The organism is Delftia sp. K82 (assembly GCF_002193035.1).
Classification (GTDB): domain Bacteria; phylum Pseudomonadota; class Gammaproteobacteria; order Burkholderiales; family Burkholderiaceae_C; genus Comamonas; species Comamonas acidovorans.
Genome location: NZ_MYFL01000001.1, coordinates 2966281 through 2984972, shown reverse-complemented (window position 1 = coordinate 2984972; position 18692 = coordinate 2966281). Strand labels below are relative to the sequence as shown.

14 protein-coding genes and 1 pseudogene are annotated in these 18692 nt (G+C 68.3%); 7 read left to right on the top strand and 8 right to left on the bottom strand.

The window, feature by feature from the left end; genetic code table 11:
- Positions 1 to 4 precede the first annotated feature (4 nt).
- Entirely contained in the window at positions 5 to 955 is a 951-nt protein-coding gene (locus KDK82_RS13115) for a transglutaminase family protein (protein WP_043820807.1), read from the top strand.
- A gap of 36 nt (positions 956 to 991) precedes the next feature.
- Here KDK82_RS13115 and KDK82_RS13110 read toward each other — a convergent pair whose 3' ends face one another.
- From KDK82_RS13110 to msrB, 7 genes and pseudogenes are all read right to left on the bottom strand, one after another.
- Positions 992 to 3151 carry a TonB-dependent siderophore receptor gene (locus tag KDK82_RS13110; RefSeq protein WP_088165520.1) on the bottom strand — a complete coding sequence of 720 codons (2160 nt, stop codon included), beginning with the start codon at positions 3149 to 3151 and terminating at the stop codon, positions 992 to 994.
- A gap of 320 nt (positions 3152 to 3471) precedes the next feature.
- On the bottom strand, positions 3472 to 4158 hold the full coding sequence (locus KDK82_RS13105; protein ID WP_088165519.1) for a B3/4 domain-containing protein: 687 nt from the start codon (positions 4156 to 4158) through the stop codon (positions 3472 to 3474).
- 84 nt (positions 4159 to 4242) lie between these two features.
- A complete protein-coding gene (locus KDK82_RS13100) occupies positions 4243 to 5073 on the bottom strand; it encodes an AraC family transcriptional regulator (protein WP_088165144.1) in 831 nt (276 codons plus the stop codon).
- Between the two features lie 13 nt (positions 5074 to 5086).
- Positions 5087 to 6445, bottom strand: a pseudogene (chrA, locus tag KDK82_RS13095) (chromate efflux transporter).
- A gap of 84 nt (positions 6446 to 6529) precedes the next feature.
- Positions 6530 to 7279, bottom strand: a complete 750-nt coding sequence (gene msrA, locus KDK82_RS13090; RefSeq protein ID WP_034392299.1) for a peptide-methionine (S)-S-oxide reductase MsrA — start codon at positions 7277 to 7279, stop codon at positions 6530 to 6532.
- A gap of 34 nt (positions 7280 to 7313) precedes the next feature.
- Positions 7314 to 9143, bottom strand: a complete 1830-nt coding sequence (locus tag KDK82_RS13085; RefSeq protein ID WP_088165143.1) for a cytochrome c biogenesis protein DipZ — start codon at positions 9141 to 9143, stop codon at positions 7314 to 7316.
- Positions 9144 to 9159: 16 nt separating this feature from the next.
- Positions 9160 to 9660, bottom strand: a complete 501-nt coding sequence (msrB, locus tag KDK82_RS13080) for a peptide-methionine (R)-S-oxide reductase MsrB (protein WP_088165142.1) — start codon at positions 9658 to 9660, stop codon at positions 9160 to 9162.
- 168 nt (positions 9661 to 9828) lie between these two features.
- On the opposite strand from msrB, the gene KDK82_RS13075 reads away from it, so the two are divergent.
- From KDK82_RS13075 to KDK82_RS13050, 6 genes are all read left to right on the top strand, one after another.
- Positions 9829 to 10545 carry a response regulator transcription factor gene (locus KDK82_RS13075; RefSeq protein ID WP_012204915.1) on the top strand — a complete coding sequence of 239 codons (717 nt, stop codon included), beginning with the start codon at positions 9829 to 9831 and terminating at the stop codon, positions 10543 to 10545.
- 1 nt (position 10546) lies between these two features.
- Positions 10547 to 12052 carry a HAMP domain-containing sensor histidine kinase gene (locus KDK82_RS13070; protein ID WP_034392305.1) on the top strand — a complete coding sequence of 502 codons (1506 nt, stop codon included), beginning with the start codon at positions 10547 to 10549 and terminating at the stop codon, positions 12050 to 12052.
- An 87-nt stretch (positions 12053 to 12139) separates the two neighbouring features.
- Complete coding sequence (locus KDK82_RS13065; protein WP_088165141.1) at positions 12140 to 13858, top strand: FMN-binding glutamate synthase family protein; 1719 nt, start codon at positions 12140 to 12142, stop codon at positions 13856 to 13858.
- A 114-nt stretch (positions 13859 to 13972) separates the two neighbouring features.
- Positions 13973 to 14251 carry a hypothetical protein gene (locus KDK82_RS13060; protein WP_063326477.1) on the top strand — a complete coding sequence of 93 codons (279 nt, stop codon included), beginning with the start codon at positions 13973 to 13975 and terminating at the stop codon, positions 14249 to 14251.
- A 17-nt stretch (positions 14252 to 14268) separates the two neighbouring features.
- Positions 14269 to 15942 (top strand): PepSY domain-containing protein, encoded by a 1674-nt coding sequence (locus KDK82_RS13055; RefSeq protein WP_088165140.1) that lies wholly within the window; start codon positions 14269 to 14271, stop codon positions 15940 to 15942.
- The gene (locus KDK82_RS13050; protein ID WP_088165139.1) at positions 15935 to 16252 is read left to right on the top strand and encodes a DUF3325 domain-containing protein; all 318 of its coding nucleotides are present in this window, start codon (positions 15935 to 15937) and stop codon (positions 16250 to 16252) included. The genes KDK82_RS13055 and KDK82_RS13050 overlap by 8 nt, the downstream gene beginning before the upstream one ends.
- Positions 16253 to 16286: 34 nt before the next feature.
- Here KDK82_RS13050 and KDK82_RS13045 read toward each other — a convergent pair whose 3' ends face one another.
- The gene (locus KDK82_RS13045; RefSeq protein WP_256974477.1) at positions 16287 to 18644 is read right to left on the bottom strand and encodes an Ig-like domain-containing protein; all 2358 of its coding nucleotides are present in this window, start codon (positions 18642 to 18644) and stop codon (positions 16287 to 16289) included.
- Between the last annotated feature and the right edge of the window lie 48 nt (positions 18645 to 18692).

Sequence of the window (18692 nt, the reverse complement as noted above, 5' to 3'; positions counted from 1 at the left end):
ACCAATGGCCAACGCAGCGATCCGGCTGCAGATCCAGGTGGATCTTGCTTATGACATCCGCGATCCGGCCGGGGCCGATTTCGTGTTCAACATCCATGCGGCCCACACCTCCCACCAGACGGTGGAGAACGAGCGTTTGGTGCTCAGCCAGCCCGTGGAGCCCGACATTGCCACCGAGCCCGCCACCTCCACCCGCTTCATGCGCCTGCATGCCAACCCAGGCCCCCTGCACCTGACCTACACGGCCACCGTCTGCATCGCGCACCACCGCGAGGATCCGGCGGCGCTGGGCGAGGTTCCGGTGCGCTGCATCCCGCTGGAGGTCCTGCCGTACATCTACCCCAGCCGCTACTGCCAGTCTGACCGGCTGATGCAGCTGGCCTTCCGCAATTTCGGCCAACTGGCGCCCGGCTATTCGCGCGTGCTGGCCATACAGCAGTGGGTGCAGGAGCTGGTGACCTTCGCTTCGGCCACCAGCAACTCGTCCACCTCGGCCGTCGATACCCTGGTGGAGCAGGTGGGTGTGTGCCGCGACTTCACGCACCTGATGATCGCCCTGTGCCGTGCGCTGAACATTCCCGCCCGCATCGCCACCGGCACGGACTACGGCGCCGATCCTGCACTGGGCCCGCCCGATTTCCATGCCTACGTGGAAGCCTACCTGGGCGACAGGTGGTATCTGTTCGATGCATCCGGCACGGCCATTCCCATGGGCTTCATGCGCTTTGGCACGGGCCGGGACGCGGCCGACGTGGCCTTTGCCACCATCTTCGGCAACGTGGTGGCCGAGGCGCCCGTCCTGCACACGCAGGCGCTGGAAGACGCAAACAGCCAGCTGCCACGGCGGTGCAGCGAGGCGCTGTCGACCACCGCGCCTTCGCCCGCCGTGCTGTCGGGCTGCGCATCGTTTGGCAGCACGGCGGACCGAAGGAGCTTCAGGCAGCTGCCTGCCTGAGCTGCCTGCGCTGTGAAAGACGCGCGGCGGCGGTCCTCAGAAGCGGTGCGTTCCCGTCACCGCAAAGGTGCGCCGCTGGCCGTAGAAGCAGTCGCCGCGTGCCAGGCACTGCGTGATCTGCACCTTGTCGGTCAGGTTGACCACATTGAAGGCCAGGCGCCATGGGCCGGCGTCATAGGACACCATGGCGTCCAGCAGGGTGGCCGAAGGCGTGTCCACCAGGCTGGTGCCCGTCCACTGCGAACCCGTGTAGCGCACGCCCGCACCCAGGCTCCAGCCGCCGCGCCCTTCGCTGGCAAAGCGGTGGGTCAGCCAGGCCGATGCCGTGTGGCGTGGCACGCTGGTCACGCGCTGGCCCTGGTCGCCGCCATTGCTGCGCGAGATGACGGCGTCGGTGTACGCATAGGCGAGCGTGGCGTCCCAGTGGCGCGCCAGGCTGGCGGTGAGCTCGGCCTCGAAGCCGTTGACCTTGACCTCGCCGATCTGCAGGCTGTTGAGCGGGTTGGCGGGGTCGGTGGTCTTGCGGTTCTTCTCGCGCAGCGTGTAGACGGCGGCGAAGGCCGACAGGCCCTGGCCCGGTGGCTGCCATTTCACGCCAGCTTCCCATTGCTCGCCGCGCTGCGCCTTGTAGGGCGTGCCGTAGACATCCACGCCGCCCAGCGGCTGGAAGGACTCGGAGTAACCCAGGTAGGGCGCCCAGCCTCCGTCCATCTGGTAGGTGGCGCCTGCGCGCTTGGTCCATGCCTTCTCGTCCACGGCGGAGGCGGGCCGGCCTTCGGTATCGGTCTGGGCGCTGTCGTGGCGCAGGCCCAGGGTGGCGGTCCAGCGGCCCCACTTGATCTGGTCCTGGGCGTAGAAGCCCAATTGCTTTTGCGACACGCCCGGCTGGCGCACCAGCTGCGAGGCCGTGGGCGGCGTGAAATTGCCGTAGACGGGGTTGTAGACGTCAAACGGCGCGGTCAGGCCGCGCCAGGTGGACTGGCTGGTGCTGTTGCGCTGTGCGTCCATGCCGGCCAGCACGGTGTGCTCGGCCGTGCCCCAGCGCAGCCGGCCTTCGAGCTGTGTGTCGATCACCAGCATGCGCCCGCCGTTGACCTGCCAGGAGGCATCGCGGTAGACGCTGCGGTTGTCGGGGTTGAAGACCGGGCGCGCAGGGCGGCCCTGGCCGGGGATGGCGGTGAAGCTGGTGTAGATGGAGCGGTAGTCCACGTCGCTGATGGTGCGCCGCAGGTTCTGGCGCACGGTCCAGTCTGCGTTCAGGCGGTGGCTGAACAGGTAGCCCCAGGATTTGTTCTCTGTGTCGAACGAGTCCCAGCCGGGCTCGCCGATGAAGGTGCTGGTGGGAATCTGGCCGTAGGGGCTGGGCAGGCGCGTGCCCTGCCAGGGGAAGAAGCCGATCAGCGAGCCGCTCTTGTCCTTCTGGTAGAGCGCCTGCAGCGTCAGCGAGGTATCAGCGCTGGGCCTCCACGTCAGGCTGGGCGCGATGACCAGGCGGTCGTCGTTCACATGGTCCACCTGGGTGCCGCTTTCCCGGCCCACGGCCACCAGGCGGTACAGCCACTGGCCGTCTTCGGTGACGGCGCCGGTCAGGTCGGTGGCGATCTGCTTGCGCCCGTAGCTGCCCATCTGCACCTGCACCTCGCGCAGCGCCTCGGCCTGCGGGCGCTTGCTGGTCAGATTGAGCACGCCGCCCACGCTGCCCTGGCCGTAGAGCACGGAAGAGGGGCCGCGCAGGAATTCCACGCGCTCCAGCGTGTAGGGGTCGGGGCGGCTGGTGTTGTAGGTGCCGTAGGTGCGCAGCAGCCCGTCCTGGTACTGGCTCACGCTGCCGCCGCGTGCCGAGAAGCTGTCCACCCGGCTGTCAAAGTAGTTGGACACCACGCCCGCGCTGTAGGCCGTGGTCTGGCGCAACGTCTGCATGCCCTGCGCCTCGAACTGGTCGCGCGTGACCACGCTGATGGCCTGGGGCGTCTCGATCAGCGGCGTGTCGGTCTTGGTGGCCGAGATGGCGCGCTTGGCGGTGAAGCCCACCACAGGGCCGGTGGGATTTTCCTTCTCGGTGCCTGCGTTCACGGTGACCGGGGCGAGCGTGGCCTCGGGAACATTTTCAGGCTGGGCCTGGGCGTGGGCTGCGCCGCACAGGGCAAGCAGGGCGGCATGCGCAACTGCCGTGCGCGAGAGTCTTTGGATAAGCATGGTCAATGGTCGAGAGCTGGGAAACCTGTGCCGTGGGGCGTGCTCTGGGTGCGTCGGCGCTGCTGCCGGCCTGGGGCCAGCGGCGCAGCCTGTCGTGGCGGGTGCGGATTCTAGAATGACAATGAGAATGATTGCTTTTTCTTTTCATTTGTATGTAGCATGCAACGCATTGGTATCATTTTGATAGCAACAAAGCATGTCTTGAAGAGATCTGCGAGTCGATGTGCAGGGCGGTGCGATACGCGTGCGGTCTTGCTTGCGGGAAGTCCGCGCAGCGTGTTAGCCCCTTTCACGCCGGGGCGCCAACGGCCCCGGTCGCCTCAGGCCAGGGCGGCCTGCGAGGGGTTGCTTCGGTGTGAAACGGCCTCGGGCCACAGCCGCCCGGCCGCCGATTGCAATGCTTCCACCAGCTGCCGCGTATCCGCCTTGCCCGTGGCGTGCAGCGCTTCGGTCACGATCAGCGCGTTGACTGTGGATTCGCGCACTGCCGAGTGGCCGCTTTGGCGGTTGCACCAGCGCCGGGCGTGGGCGCGGCCAGCGGTGTCGGCGAAGATGATTTCGCCGGGCTCGGGATATTCGATCTCGCCCGAGAAGGTCTCGTAGACCTCGCTGCCGGTTGCGGGGCGCACCTGCAGGCAGCCGCTGATGCGGTCCAGGTCGAAGACGGCCACGGGAATGGCAAAGGCCACCGAGGCCGCATTGCACAGGTCCACCAGCGGATGCAGGCCGGGAAGATCACCCTCCTTGCGCAGGCGGCGCAGCAGGGCCTCGGCGGCGCAGCGGTATTGCGTGGGCTTGAGGCCCATCCTGGCAAAGCCGCGCCGCCAGGCCTGAATGGATGGCATCTCGCTTTCCGGGGTGCAGGCCAGGTTCTGCCTGGCCTGTGCCATGAAGGGGGCGATCACGGCGTGTGCGGGCACTTCGGGTGACAGGCCGCGCAGCAGCAAGGTCTGCGAGGCCAGTTCAGGAAAGTCGCGGGGGATGGAGGGTGAGTAGGAGAACTGCAAGATCAGGCCTTGTGAGTGGAGAGGGGATGTGATCTCCATCCTCGCCAGGCCGGTTTGCGTGGTCTTGAAGGAAATTGCAGCGCGTCACGCAGCGCAGGCCTTGGCTGCCCTGGCGTAGAAGCCGGGCGCCATGCCGAAGCTGCGCACGAACAGGCGCGTCATATGGCTCTGGTCGGCAAAGCCGCTGTGCGCGGCGGCCTCGGCCAGCGGCATGCCGCCGGCGATGAGCCTGCGCGCCTGGTGCAGGCGCCGCTGCAGCAGATAGGCATGGGGCGTCATTCCCGTGGCGCGCGCAAAGGCACGCAGGAACTGGTAGCGGCTCAGGCCCGCCTCGTGGGCCAGGGCGCTCAGGGTCAGCGGCGCACCGGGATCGTCGTCCATCCGGGCGCGGGCCAGTGTGATGGGGGCCGGTGCGCGGGGCGCCGGGGTAGGGCGCTGCAGCATGCCGCCCAGCAGTTGCAGCAGGGCTTCGTCCAGGTCCAGGGCGTCCGTTGCCTCGCCGCTGCCGGTCATCCTGCGGTACAGAGCCTGAAAACACGCGGCCAGGCGCGGGTCGCGCACGGCGGGCTGGCGGAACTCGAAGCCGGTCGCTGGCCCTGCGCCATCCATGTCCGCCATGAGCAGCCCGGCCACGACCGATGGTTCCAGGTAAAGCATGCGCCAGGCGCGACCGCCATCGCCCAGGGGCATGCCGTCATGCAACTCGCCGGGGTTGACCATGATGAGGTCGCCAGCCCCGGCCTCGTACAGACCTCGCCCGCTGGCGGACTTCTGCGCGCCGCGCTCGATCAGGCCGATCCCGTACTGCTCGTGGGCGTGCCGCCCAAAGTGCCTCGCCGTGTCTGCGGCCACGGCCTCCACGCCTGCGGTGCGGCAGCGCAGCCAGCTGAAATGCCCATCCGTGGTCGAAACCATGCCGCAGCCTTTCCTACCCACCCTGACGTGCCAGCGTGATCGCCAGGCCGGCCAGCCCCGCGCCGACCACCACGGGGATCACGCCCACCTTCCAGCGCAGCAGCGCGGCCGCCGCAGCCAGGCCCAGCAGTGCGGACGGCCAGTCGAAGGGACCCGCCCAGCCCTGGGGCCACAGCACGTGCCAGGCAAAGAACACGGCCAGGTTGGCGATGACGCCCACCACGGCGGCCGTGATGCCCGTCAGCGGCGCGGTGAAGCCCAGCCTGCCATGGGTGGACTCGATGAAGGGGCCGCCCAGCAGGATGAAGGCAAAGGACGGCAAAAAGGTGAAAAAGGTCACGACCAGGGCGGCGGCGGCGCCGGCCGGCAGCAGCGCATCGGGGCCGAACACCTGCGTGCTCCAGCCGCCCAGGAAGCCCACGAAGGACACCACCATGATCAGCGGCCCCGGCGTGGTCTCGCCCAGGGCCAGCCCGTCCATCATCTGCGTGGCCGTGAGCCAGTGGTAGTGGTCCACCGCGCCCTGCTAGAGGTAGGGCAGCACGGCGTAGGCGCCGCCAAAGGTCAGCAGCGCCGCCTTGGTGAAGAACCAGCCCATCTGGGTGAGCGCGCCCTGCCAGCCGAAGGCGGCGGCCAGCAGGCCCAGCGACAGCGCCCACAGCCCCAGGCTGGCCGCCAGCACCTGGCTGAAAAAGCGCCAGTTGAACCGTGCATGGGCCGGTGTGGGCGTGTCATCGTCGATGACGGCCGGGCCGTGGCTGCCGCCGCGCGGGCCGTGCCCGCCCGCAGGGGAGAAGTGGCGCGGCGTCAGCCTGCCCCCCAGGTAGCCCAGTGCGCCGGCCGCCAGCACGATCAGCGGAAACGGCAGCTTCAACGCGAAGATGGCCACGAAGGCCGCCGCGGCAATGCCCCACAGCCAGCCGTTGCGCAAGGTGCGCGAGCCCACGCGCCAGGCCGCATGCACCACCAGTGCCGTCACGGCCGGCTTGATGCCATAGAAGATGCCGGCAATGGCCGGCACATGGCCGAAGGCCACATAGATCCAGGACAGGGCGATGAGCAGCAGCAGCGAAGGCAGCACGAACAGCCCGCCGGCCACGATGCCGCCCCAGGTGCGGTGCAGCAGCCAGCCGATGTAGGTGGCCAGCTGCTGCGCCTCGGGGCCGGGCAGCAGCATGCAGTAGTTGAGCGCATGCAGGAAGCGCCCCTCCGAGATCCAGCGCCGCCGCTCCACCAGGTCCTCATGCATGATGGCGATCTGCCCGGCCGGCCCGCCAAAGCTGATGCAGCCCAGCTTCAGCCAGTAGCGCAGGGCTTCGGCGCGGGTGGGCGGGAGGGGTGCAGCGGGTGCATCAAGCGAACTGGGAGGCATGCCGCAAATGTCTCATACGGCAGCCGCTGCCGACGCCTGCAGGCGCCTATACCGCACCTGTACCGCACCCGCGCTGCGCAGACGCTACATCTGCCGGGCGGCCTGCTTGACCAGCACCGGCTCGGCGCGGTAGCTGCCCGGGAACAGCTGCTTGAGCTGCTCCACCTTGGGCAAGTCGTTGATGACGATGTAGGGATGGCGCGGGTTCTCGGTCATGAAGTCCTGGTGGTAGTTCTCGGCCGGGAAGAAGCTGGGCTTGTCCTCCAGCCGGGTCACGATGGGCTTGCCGAAGACCTTGGCCGCGTCCAGCTGGGCCACGTAGGCCTGGGCGGTCTTGAGCTGGGCGGCGTCGGTGGCGAAGATGGCCGAGCGGTACTGCGTGCCCGTGTCCGGCCCCTGGCGGTTGAGCTGGGTCGGGTCATGGGCCACGGAAAAGTAGATCTGCAGCAGCTGCCCGTAGCTGACCTGGGCCGGGTCATAGGTGACCTCGACCGACTCCGCATGCCCGGTGCGTCCGCTGCTCACCGCCGAATACGAGGCCTGGGCCGCCGTGCCGCCGCTGTAGCCCGAGACGGCGCGCTGCACGCCCTTGACATGCTGGAACACGCCTTGCACGCCCCAGAAGCAGCCGCCCGCAAAGATGGCTTTCTGCGGCCCCTGGCCCGTGGCGGGCGCATCCTGCGCGGGTGGTGGAATGCGCACGGCCTGCTCGGCCGCCTGCAGGTTGCTGCCCTGCCACAGCAGGGCGCCGCCCAGCAGCACGGCGCTGCCGGTCAGCAGTTGGAGAAGGCCGCGGCGGCGGGGTGCGGTGGCGAGGGTGGAATCGTTGGTCATGGTGTCTCTCCGGTGAAAGTGAAGTGGCCAGGGATCAGCCAAAGGTGAAGGCATAGGCGGAGATGCCGGGATCCAGGAATTCGATGCTGAAGGTGCGCTCGGCTGCGCCGCCGTCCTGGCGCACCAGTTGGTACAGGCGCTGCTCGGTCACGCTGCCGCTGCCGTCGGCGGCCACGTCCATACCGCGCGAGGCGCCGGGCGCCTTGCCGTCGATCAGCACCTTGAAGCGCACGGGCTTGCCATCGCTGCCGGGGCCCAGCACCAGGTGCAGGTCGCGTGCCTGGAAGCGGTAGGTGATGCGGCCGGTGGCGCCGTCCAGCGTGGCGCTTTCCGGGCCCACCGTCCATTGGCCGCTCAGGCCCCAGGCGTTCAGCGGCAGGCGCTCGGGCGTGACATAGGCGGTGGCCTGGTTGTGCACGGCGGCAGGCGTGGCGGCAAATTGCTCGGCGCGCTCATAGCCCAGATAGGTCTCGTGCGAGCGCACGGCTGCCATGTCGGCTGCCTGCTGCACGCCCTTGGCCTGCACGTCGATCAGGCCCTGGTCCACCTGCTTCGATCCGGCTTCCTGCAGCAGTTGCTGGATCACGCGCTCGGACTCGGCATAGCCGCCTTCGCCAAAGTGGTGGTGCCGGATGCGGCCCTGGGCATCAATGAAGTAGTGCGCCGGCCAGTACTGGTTGTTGAAGGCGCGCCAGATCTTGTAGCCGTTGTCCACGGCCACGGGGTAGCCGATGCCCAGGTCCTTGATGGCCTTTTCCACGTTGGACAGCTTGCGCTCGAAGGCGAACTCCGGCGCATGCACGCCCACCACCACCAGGCCCTGGTCGCGGTACTTCTCGGCCCAGGCCTTCACATAGGGCAGGGTGCGCAGGCAGTTGATGCAGGAATAGGTCCAGAAATCCACCAGCACCACCTTGCCGCGCAGTTGTTCGGCCGTCAGCGGGGTGGAGTTGAGCCAGTCGGTGGCACCGTCCAGCGCAGGGGCCAGCCCTTCGTCCGGCAGGGCGGCGCGGGACGGGCCGCCGGCCATGCGCATGGCGCCGCCTGCGGCCATCATGGCCGGGCCAGCACCTGAGCCCCTGTCCACGGCGGCCATCATGGCGGGACCGGCCTGCATGGCCATGGCGCCACCCTGGGGCCTGCCGCTCAGGCGGTCCACCAGCCTTTGCTCCAGGCCGCCGGTGGAGGCCGTGGACACTTGCGCCAGCACGCCCGTGTCCAGCCCCAGCGCAATCGCGCCCACGCCGGCCAGCATGGCTGCGCCCAGCCCGCGCCGCACCCATTCGCCCGCGCCCAGCATGCGCTTGAGCGCCGCAAACACCTTGCCGCCCAGCAGCAGGGCCGCCGCCATGGAGGTGGCCGCACCGGCCGCATAGGCCAGCAGCAGCAGGCTGGAGGTGGTGTTGGCGCCCTGCAGTGCGGCGCCCGTGAGGATCAGGCCCAGGATGGGGCCGGCGCAGGGCGCCCACAGCAGGCCCGTGGCCACGCCCAGCAGCAGCGAGGCGCCGGGGCGGGCGCCGCCGTCCGTGCCCTGGGCACGCTCGGACAGGCGCGAGCCCGCCGCCACCAGCGGCCGCGTCAGCCGCTCGGACAGGCCGGGCCACAGCAGGGTCAGCGCAAACACGGCGACCAGGCCCAGGGCCAGCCAGCGGCCGTATTCATTGGCGGCCACCACCCAGCCGCCGCCCACGGCGGCCAGCGAGGCCACCAGCGCGAAGGTCAGCGCCATGCCCGCCAGCAGCGGCAGGCCGCTTTTGGCGAAGGGCTGGTCGGCGCGCGCAAAGACGAAGGGCAGCACCGGCAGGATGCAGGGGCTGACGATGGTCAGCACCCCGCCCAGATAGGCCAGGACGATCAGCAGCATGGCGTGGCTCCCGGGGTCAGGCAGGCTGGGGCGTGAACGTCAGCGACAGCCCGTTCATGCAGTAGCGCAGGCCCGTGGGCTTGGGGCCGTCGTCGAAGACATGGCCCAGGTGGCCGCCGCAGCGGCGGCAATGCACCTCGGTGCGCAGCATGCCGTAGGCGCGGTCCTGGCGCGTGGCCACGGCCTTGTCCAGCGGCTGCCAGAAGCTGGGCCAGCCGGTGCCGCTGTCGAACTTGGTCTTGGACGAGAACAGCGGCAGCGCGCAGCCTGCGCAGGCAAAGGTGCCGGCGCGGTGCTCCTTGTTCAGGGGGCTGGTGCCGGCGCGCTCCGTGCCTTCCTTGCGCAGGATCTGGTACTGCTCGGGCGTGAGCCGGGCACGCCACTCGGCGTCGCTGTAGCTCACCTCGAAGATTTCGCTGGAGGCGGCGGCCGGTGCGCGGCGCGGGAACAGGCTGGCCGCCAGCACGGCGGTGGTGCCGGCGCCTGCAGTCCACAGAAGATGGCGTCTGGTGGTCATGGTGTGCTCCTGAAGGTTCTTTGCGTCTGAAAACGATGCGATGCCAGTCAGGTTAGGGCGGCGGCCTCCCGAAGTCTTCACGCAGAGTTCAAAGATTCGTGATAACTCCCGGCCCCGGTATTGCGCACAATGGCAGCCACTCCCGCCACTTCCAGGAAACCGCATCCGATGACCGCCACGCGCCGCGTACTTCTCGTCGAGGACGACGCCCATATCGCCGACCTGCTCACGCTGCACCTGCGCGACGAAGGCCTGGAAGTCATGCACTGCGCGCGTGGCGACGACGGCCTGCGCCAACTGGAGCGCGGCGGCTGGGACGCGCTGGTGCTGGACATCATGCTCCCCGGCGTGGACGGCCTGGAGATCTGCCGCCGCGCCCGCGCCATGGCGCGCTACACGCCCATCATCATCATCAGCGCGCGCTCCAGCGAGGTGCAGCGCATCCTGGGCCTGGAGATCGGCGCCGACGACTACCTGGCCAAGCCGTTTTCCGTGCTGGAACTGGTGGCGCGCGTCAAGGCGCTGCTGCGCCGCGTGGAGGCGCTGGCCCAGAATGCCCGGCTGGAGTCCGGCAGCCTGACCATCGCCGGCCTGGCCATGGACCCCGTGGCGCGCGATGCCCGGCTTCATGGTGCCCGGCTGGACCTGACCCCGCGCGAGTTCGACCTGCTGTACTTCTTTGCGCGCCAGCCCGGCAAGGTGTTCTCGCGCATGGACCTGCTCAACGCCGTCTGGGGCTACCAGCACGAAGGCTACGAGCACACCGTCAACACCCACATCAACCGCCTGCGCGCCAAGATCGAGGCCGACCCGGCCCAGCCCGCGCGCATCCTCACCGTCTGGGGGCGCGGCTACAAGTTCGCCGAGGCGGGGGAGGGCGCCTGACATGAAGCTGCGCCTGACACTGACCCAGCGCCTGTCCCTGGTCTTTGCCGTGCTGCTGCTGGTGTGCAGCGGCACCTCGGCCTGGATGCAGCTGCGCGCCAGCCGCATGCACGAGCTGGAAGTGGTGCAGGGCCTGTCGCGCGACGTGGCCGAAAGCATTGCGCGCGACGCCCAGCTGACCGACGCCAACGGCCTCATGCCCGGCGCCGTGCGCAGCTTCTTCAACCAGCTCATGCTGGTCAACCCCAGCGTGGAGGTCTACCTGCTGGATGCCGACGGCCGCATTGCCGGCCATGCCGCCCCCGACGGCCGCGTGCGCCGCGAGCGCGTGGACCTGGCGCCCGTGCACCGGCTGCTGGAAGGCGGCACGCTGCCCATCCTGGGCGACGACCCGCGCAGCGTCGAAGGCCGCAAGGTCTTCAGCGCGGCGCCGCTGCGCGTCAACGGAAAGGACGTGGGCTTCATCTACGTGGTGCTGCAGGGCGAGGCGCATGACCAGCTGGTGGCGCAGGGCTCGGCCAACTCGGTGCTCAGCACGGCGCTGTGGTCCATCGGCATGGTGGCGCTGCTGTGCCTGGTGGCGGGCCTGGTGGCCTTTGCGCTGATCACGCGGCCGCTGCGCCGGCTCACCGAAGAGGTGGCCGGCTTCGACATCCATGGCGCGCCCCCGGACCTGCCGGCCCCCCAGCCCGGAGCCGCACAGGACAGCCGTGACGAGATCGCCGTGCTGGACTCGGCCTACCGCCGCATGGTGGCGCGCATCGGCGAGCAGTGGCGGGCGCTCACGCGCCAGGACCAGGAGCGGCGCGAACTCATCGCCAACGTCTCGCACGACCTGCGCACGCCGCTGTCGTCGCTGCACGGCTACCTGGAAACGCTGCTGCTCAAGGACGCCGTGCTCGACGCCACCGAACGCCGCCGCTACCTGGGCATTGCCCTGGCCCAGAGCCAGAAGGTGGGCGAGCTGGCGCAAAGCCTGTTCGAGCTGGCGCGCCTGGAATACGGCTTTGTCCAGCCTGAGCCGGAGCCGTTTTCCATGCCCGACCTGGTGCAGGACGTGTTCCAGAAATTCGAGCTGCGTGCCGAGGCGCGCCAGGTGGCGCTGCGGGCCGACTTCCCGCCCCGCCTGCCTGTCGTCCAGGCCGACCTGGGCATGATCGAGCGCGTGCTGGGCAACCTGCTGGACAACGCGCTGCGCCACACGCCCGGCGGCGGCAGCATCCAGGTGGCGCTGGCGGCAGCGGGCAACGCGGTCGAAGTCACCGTGGCCGACACCGGCCCCGGCATCTCGGCCGATCTGCGCGAAGGCCTGTTCGAGCGCCCCTTCACCGTGGGCGGCGCCCGCCGCGGCGGCGGTCTGGGCCTGCGCATCGTCCACCGCATGCTGGAGCTGCACGGCTGCCGCATCGAACTGGTGGACCAGCCGGGGCAGGGGGCGAGCTTCCGGTTCGTGCTGCCTGCGGCCGCGCAGGCAACGGGCGCCGGCGCCCGGCCGCGCCAGGGCTGACGCGGATCGTGGGTTACCCTTGTGCACAGCGCGCCCTCGACGGCGCGGCATGCACAAGATCGTCAACACGCCCCAAGGACCCACGCCATGTCAACGTCTGCCTCCCCGGTTCATCGCCTGCCCGCATGGGTGCCGCTGCGCTACACCACGTTCTGCCTGAGCCTGGTCGGCAGCGCGGGTCTGCTGGTGGCGGCGCTGGTGTGGGGAGGGATGTGGTGGTGGCTGGGCTTTGGCGTGTGCGCCGCGCTGGCGCTGCTGGGCGTGCGCGACATGACCCAGGTGCGCCATTCGGTGCTGCGCAACTACCCCATCATCGGTCACCTGCGGTTTCTGCTGGAGTTCATCCGGCCCGAGATGCGCCAGTACTTCATCGAGTCCGACCATGAGGCGCTGCCGTTCTCGCGCGCCCAGCGCTCCCTGGTCTACCAGCGCGCCAAGGGCGACCCGGACAGCCGCCCCTTGGGCACGCAGCTCAATGTCACGGCCCAGGGCTATGAATGGGTGAACCATTCCATGCAGCCCACCAGGCTGGCCTCGCATGACTTCCGCATCACCATCGGCTGTGCCGATGAAGGCGCCTCGCCCTGCACCCAGCCCTACAGCGCCAGCATCTTCAACATCTCGGCCATGAGCTTTGGCGCGCTGTCGGCCAATGCCATCCTGGCGCTGAACAAGGGCGCGAAGATGGGCGGCTTTGCGCACGACACGGGCGAGGGCTCCATCAGCCAGCACCACCGCGTGCACGGCGGCGACCTGATCTGGGAGGTGGCCTCGGGCTACTTCGGCTGCCGCAACGACGATGGCAGCTTCAACGAAGAAAAATTCATCGCCAACGCCACCGACCCGCAGGTCAAGCTCATCGAGATCAAGCTCAGCCAGGGCGCCAAGCCCGGCCACGGCGGCATGCTGCTGGGCGCCAAGGTCACCCCAGAGATCGCCGCCGCGCGCGGCGTGCCAGTGGGCGTGGACTGCATCAGCCCGTCCAGCCACAGCGCCTTCAAGACACCGGTGGAGATGATGCATTTCATCGCCCGGCTGCGCGAGAAGTCGGGCGGCAAGCCCACGGGCTTCAAGTTCTGCGTGGGCCATCCCTGGGAGTGGTTCGCCATCGTCAAGGCCATGCAGGAGACGGACATCACGCCGGACTTCATCGTGGTCGATGGCGCCGAGGGCGGCACGGGCGCGGCGCCGGTGGAGTTCACCGACCACGTGGGCGTGCCGCTGCAGGAAGGCCTGCTGCTGGTGCACAACACGCTGATCGGCGTGGGCCTGCGCCACCGCATCAAGATCGGCGCGGCCGGCAAGGTGATCACGGCCTTCGACATCGCGCGCATGATGGCGCTGGGCGCCGACTGGTGCAACGCCGGGCGCGGCTTCATGATGGCCCTGGGCTGCATCCAGGCGCAGAACTGCCACACCGGCCACTGCCCCACGGGCGTGGCCACGCAGGACGCGGCGCGCCAGAAGGCCCTGGTCGTGCCCGACAAGGCCACGCGCGTGGCCAACTTCCATGACAAGACCCTGCATGCGCTGCAGGAGCTGGTGCAGGCGGCGGGCCTGGAGCACCCCTGCGACATCACGGCCCACCACATCGTGCGGCGCATCTCCGACACCGAGGTGCGCCAGCTCGCCAACCTGGTCCTGCGCGTGGAGCCCGGCGCGCTGCTGGGGCCGCTGGACAAGCAGCACAGCGTGTTCAAGCTCTACTGGCCGGGCGCCAGCGCCCACACCTTCCAGTTCGCGCCGCCCACGCTCAAGCCTTCTGCGCCGCAGGCCAAGGCGCAGGCGGCGGGCCAGGCTGCCTAGAGACGCCACGCAGAGAAGACAGGCGCCACAGACCACAGCCGATTACAGGTTTTAACAACCCTCGGGGATAATGCGCCCCGAGAACTTGGTGCACAACTGTATTTTTCTGTGTAAATGAAAACTATTTTGGTTCGCATTGCAGCTGCCATCTTCGGCGGCTATGCCTTCACCTGGGGCTTCATCGCCCTGGGCGTGGTGCTGATGTTTGCCGCCGGAATGGAGTTCCACGATGCCGAGCATCTGGGCTACATCCTCGGCTTCCTGGTGTTTCTGACGGTGTTCCTCTGGGCCTTTGCCGCCCAGAGCCTCCCGCGCGTCTGGGCCGTGCTGGCCGGTGGCGGCATTGTCATGACCGGCTGCGCATCACTGCTCCAGCAGATGCTGCTGCCCTGATCCGGAGATCGCTTCCCATGTTCCAGAATTTCCGCCTTTCCATGGCCTGGCTGCACACCTGGTTCGGGCTGGTGCTCGGCTTCGTGCTCATGGCCGCCTTCTTCTTTGGCGCGCTGTCGGTGTTCGACCGCGAGATCGACCGCTGGGCCATTCCGGCCTCGCGCTTCGAGCCCACGCCCATGCCCTCGTACGACCAGATCCTCAAGCCGGTCTTCGAGTCCATGCAGCCCAACGCCCAGGCGCGCGAGGCCATGCGCGGCGAGGTCAACGGCCCGCTGCCCGAGCGCTTCGACACGCCCCAGCGCTGGGGCGCCTACACCACGCACCGCGACCCGGTGCTGGGCCTGTTCGCCGGCTACGAGGTGGCCAACGCCAAGAAGCCCGAGACCCTGATTTGGGCCATGCGCACCATCGACCCGCGCAATGGCGAGTCCCTGCCGGACGACCACCTCAAGATCGGCAGCCAGTTCTTCTACCCGCTGCACTACAGCCTGACGCTCAACTGGATGGGCCTTGGCTACTGGATCGTGGGCTTTGCCGCACTCATCATGCTGGTGGCCCTGGTCAGCGGCGTGGTCATGCACCGCAAGATCTTCCGCGAGCTGTTCACCTTCCGTCCGAAGAAGGCCACCCAGCGCAGCGTGCTGGACCTGCACAACATGACGGGCGTGGTGGCGCTGCCCTTCCACTTCTTCTTCGCCTTCACGGGGCTGGTGATCTTTGCGGGCATCTACTTCCCCATCACCCACACCCAGCTGGAGCCGCTGCACGAGCTGCACGAAAAAATGGAGGCCGAGGAAACCGGCCTGCCGCACGACCGCGCCGGCGTGGCCGCGCCCGTGGCCTCGGTGGACGCCATGGTGGCCGAGGCGCAGCGCCGCTGGGCCGCCAAGGGCATGGCCGGCGACGTGGGCTTCCTGTCCGTCACCCATGTGGGCGATGCCAATGGCTACGTCAGCGTCTACCGCGCCGGCACCGACCGCATCGCGCTCACGGGCGAGGGCATCCACTTCAAGGCCAGCACCGGCGCGCTGCTGCGCGAAGACCCGCCGCGCACGGCCGTGGACAGCCTCAACACCTTCCTCACCGGCCTGCACCTGCAGCACTTCCGCCACTGGCTGCTGCGCTGGCTGTACGTGCTCGGTGGCCTGGCCGGCTGCGCCTGCATTGCCACCGGCTTTGTCTTCTTCGTGGAAAAGCGCAAGAAGCAGCACGCCAAACAGGGCGTGCAGGGCGCGCGCGTGGTCGATGCCCTGGCCGTCACCACCGTCACCGGCATGCTGGTGGCCGCCCTGGGCATGCTGATTTCCAACCGCCTGCTGCCCGAGGCCATGCCCCAGGGCTGGCCGGGCCGGGGCGACATGGAGCGCTATTTCTTCTGGGCCACCTGGCTGCTGGCCATGGCGCATGCCTTTGTGCGCAGCGCCCCCGTGGCCCGGGGCCTGCCCAATCCCGCTTGGCGCGAGCAGTGCTGGGCCGTGGCCGCCATGGCCGTCACGGCCGTGCTGCTGAACTGGCTGACCACGGGCGACCACCTGTTCAAGACCCTGGGCGCGGGCTACTGGCCCGTGGCTGGCGTGGACCTGTTCATGCTGGCCAGCGCCGTGCTGGCCGTGGTGGTGGCGCGCAAGCTCAAGACGCGCGCCGTGCCCGCCATGCCCTCGCGCGCCGCGGAGGTGGCCCATGTCTGAGGGACTGATGGACGCACTGCTGCTGGCCGCCGCCTTTGCCGCCTCGCTGGTCGGCATGGGCTGGTTTGCGCTGGCCAAGGACGTGCACTGGGAGCAGGTGCACGGCGACATGCCCCAGCCCGATGGCAAGGTCAGGCTGCTGCGCTGGTTGGGCGCTTCGGGGCTGGCCGCCTCGCTGGGCCTGTGCCTGGCGGTGGACCATGCCTCCATGGCCTCCCTGGTCTGGATCATGACGCTGGCCGCCGCCGCCCTGGCCATTGCCTTCACGCTGACCTGGCGGCCGAGCTGGCTGCGCTGGCTGCCGGCCTGACGATTTCGCGGGGACCTCTGCGCCCGCTGCAGGCTCAGGCCTGCCTTTTCCTCATCCTGCGGCTGGCCAGATAGGCCATGCCGCACAGCAGCGCCAGCATGCCGCCCTTGCCCAGGCCGGGAACGGCCTGGACATTTCCGGGGCCGGGCCCTGGGTCCGTGCCCGGACCGGGGTCGGGATCGGGATCGGTGCCCGGGCCCGGGTCGGGAGGATCGGCAGCGACCACCTCAATGGACACGGCTGCCGGTGCGGCAGCGCTCTGGTGCCCGTCGGATACCGTGAAGGCGAAGGTATCGGGCCCGGAGTAGCCGGCCGCCGGTGTATAGACCAGCGTGCCCGTCTGGGGATCGAAGCCGCTGATGCCGCCATGGGCGGGGCCGGCGGTGATCTCGAAGCGCAGCGGGTCCGACTCGAAGTCCGTGCCAGCGAGGGTGATGGACAGCGCCGTATCCTGCGGCGTCGTGACGGCTTGCGGCAGCGCCACGGGGGCGGCGTTGGCCGCCATTGCGTTGGAAAAGCGCGAGGTGTCGCCGGTGGAAATCCGGGTGGCGGTCGCCGTGACAGCGGCCTGGTCGCCCGGGGGCATGGCGCCCTTGAACGCCAAGGGCGCATGGCCGGAGGCATCGGTGGTCACGGTCTGCGAGCCCAGCAGAACCTTGCCGGCGGCGCGCTCCACCAGCCCGTCGGGCAGCCTGGGCGTCGAGAAATACTCGATGCGCATGCTCTCGTTGGCGACGCTGTCCAGCGTGCCGGACAGGCCGTCGGGCGTCACCGTGAGCAGCACCGGATCGGCAGGATCTCCGTTGGCCAGGCTGGTTCGTGCGATGCCTCCCTCGGTATTGCCGTAGATGGCATTGCCGAGCATGGAGACGCCCTTGACTTCGTCCCCCCGCAATCCCACGCCGAACAGCCTGTTGTGCGCAATCACGTTGGCATGTGCCGCGTCGTCACCGCCGACCAGGGTGTCATGGGCCTTCTGGAAAAAGGAAACGCCTTCCCCATTGGGCAGGGCGGTTCCCTGGGGACTGACGCCCACGTAGTTGCCCTGCACGAGGTTGTTCTTGCCGGCGCCCTGGAACTGTATGCCGGACGCCTTGCTGCCACCGACGATGTTTCCGCGCACGGTCACCTCGTCCGAATCCTTGATGACGATGCCCCATTGATTGGGCAGCATGGTGCTGGCATCCAGGCTGGTTCCCACGATATTCCCGGCAATCAGGGTATTCGAGTTGCGTGCGGCGTAGTTTCCATTCAATTCAATGGCCGTTTCCTTGTTTCCGGCAACCAGGTTGCCGTCTTCAGGGCCTGTTCCAATGCGATGTCCGCCTTCCGGCGAAAAGAATACGGCAATGCCTGGCCCATTGTTGGCAATCATGGCCGTGCCGGCTGCATTGGTCCCGACACGGTTGCGGGTCACCAGCGTGTGCGAGCCGGAAATGGAAATTCCGGATGAACCACCGGTTTCCCTGACATTGCCGGAGACGAGGTTGCTGTCGATCAGCGTGCCGGTAAATCCGGATGCCACGCTGATGCCGTTTCCCTGGTTTCCCAGGGCCACATTGCCGGTGATATCGGTGCCTATGTAATTTCCCTGAATGATGTTTTCTGTACCGACGCCCGGCCAGGAAAGCCATATTCCGGAATTTTCCGCCGCGGAAATGACATTTCGTCCGCCAATATCCAGATTACCGATGCGGTTGCGGTTGCCGGAGTTGACAATAATGTTGCTGCGATTGCCCATGGCGACCGTTCCCGATGCGTCAACGCCTATATGGCAGCCCAGCACGGTGTTGCCGTCGCCTGTCACCGCCAGGGCCGTGTTGAAGCCGCCTATCGCCAGACCCCGCACCGTGATGGCGCCTGCCAGCTCGAGCCCTGTACCGAACTCGGAGCTGCCTGCCTGCAGCGTGATCAGGGGGCGGCGTGGCAAGTGGTCCTCATAGCCGGGTTGCGTGCTGGCGTCCACCGTGAGCGATGTGGCGGGTGCAATGGGCTGCATGAGGCTGCCATTCCAGTTGCTTTGGGTGACGATGGTCTGCTCTCCCCCCGCACCGATGCTGAACTCGATGCGGTTGTCGCCCCCTTTGTTGCGGTTGGCGTTGGCGTAGGTGATGGCGTCGCGCAGGGAGCAGGGTCCCAGGCCGGTGCTGGCGCACGGGCCGCTTGCGTCGGCGGCGCTGTCCACCACGACGGTCCATGCATGGGCCGTGGCGATACAGCCTTGCAAGAGCAACGCCAGGGCGAGCAGGCGCAGCGGCCTGCTTGCCGGCCTGATAGTGAATCGTCGCCTGTATATCCTCATTGCCATTTTTACTTCCCCTGAAATGGGCTGCCGAAACGCATTCTGGATATTGCGCAATACAGGACGTGAAATAGCGCTGGCATTCTGCATGCGCGACGTCTGTGTGCAATATCACAGGGATGGTCAGAAACGGAGCAG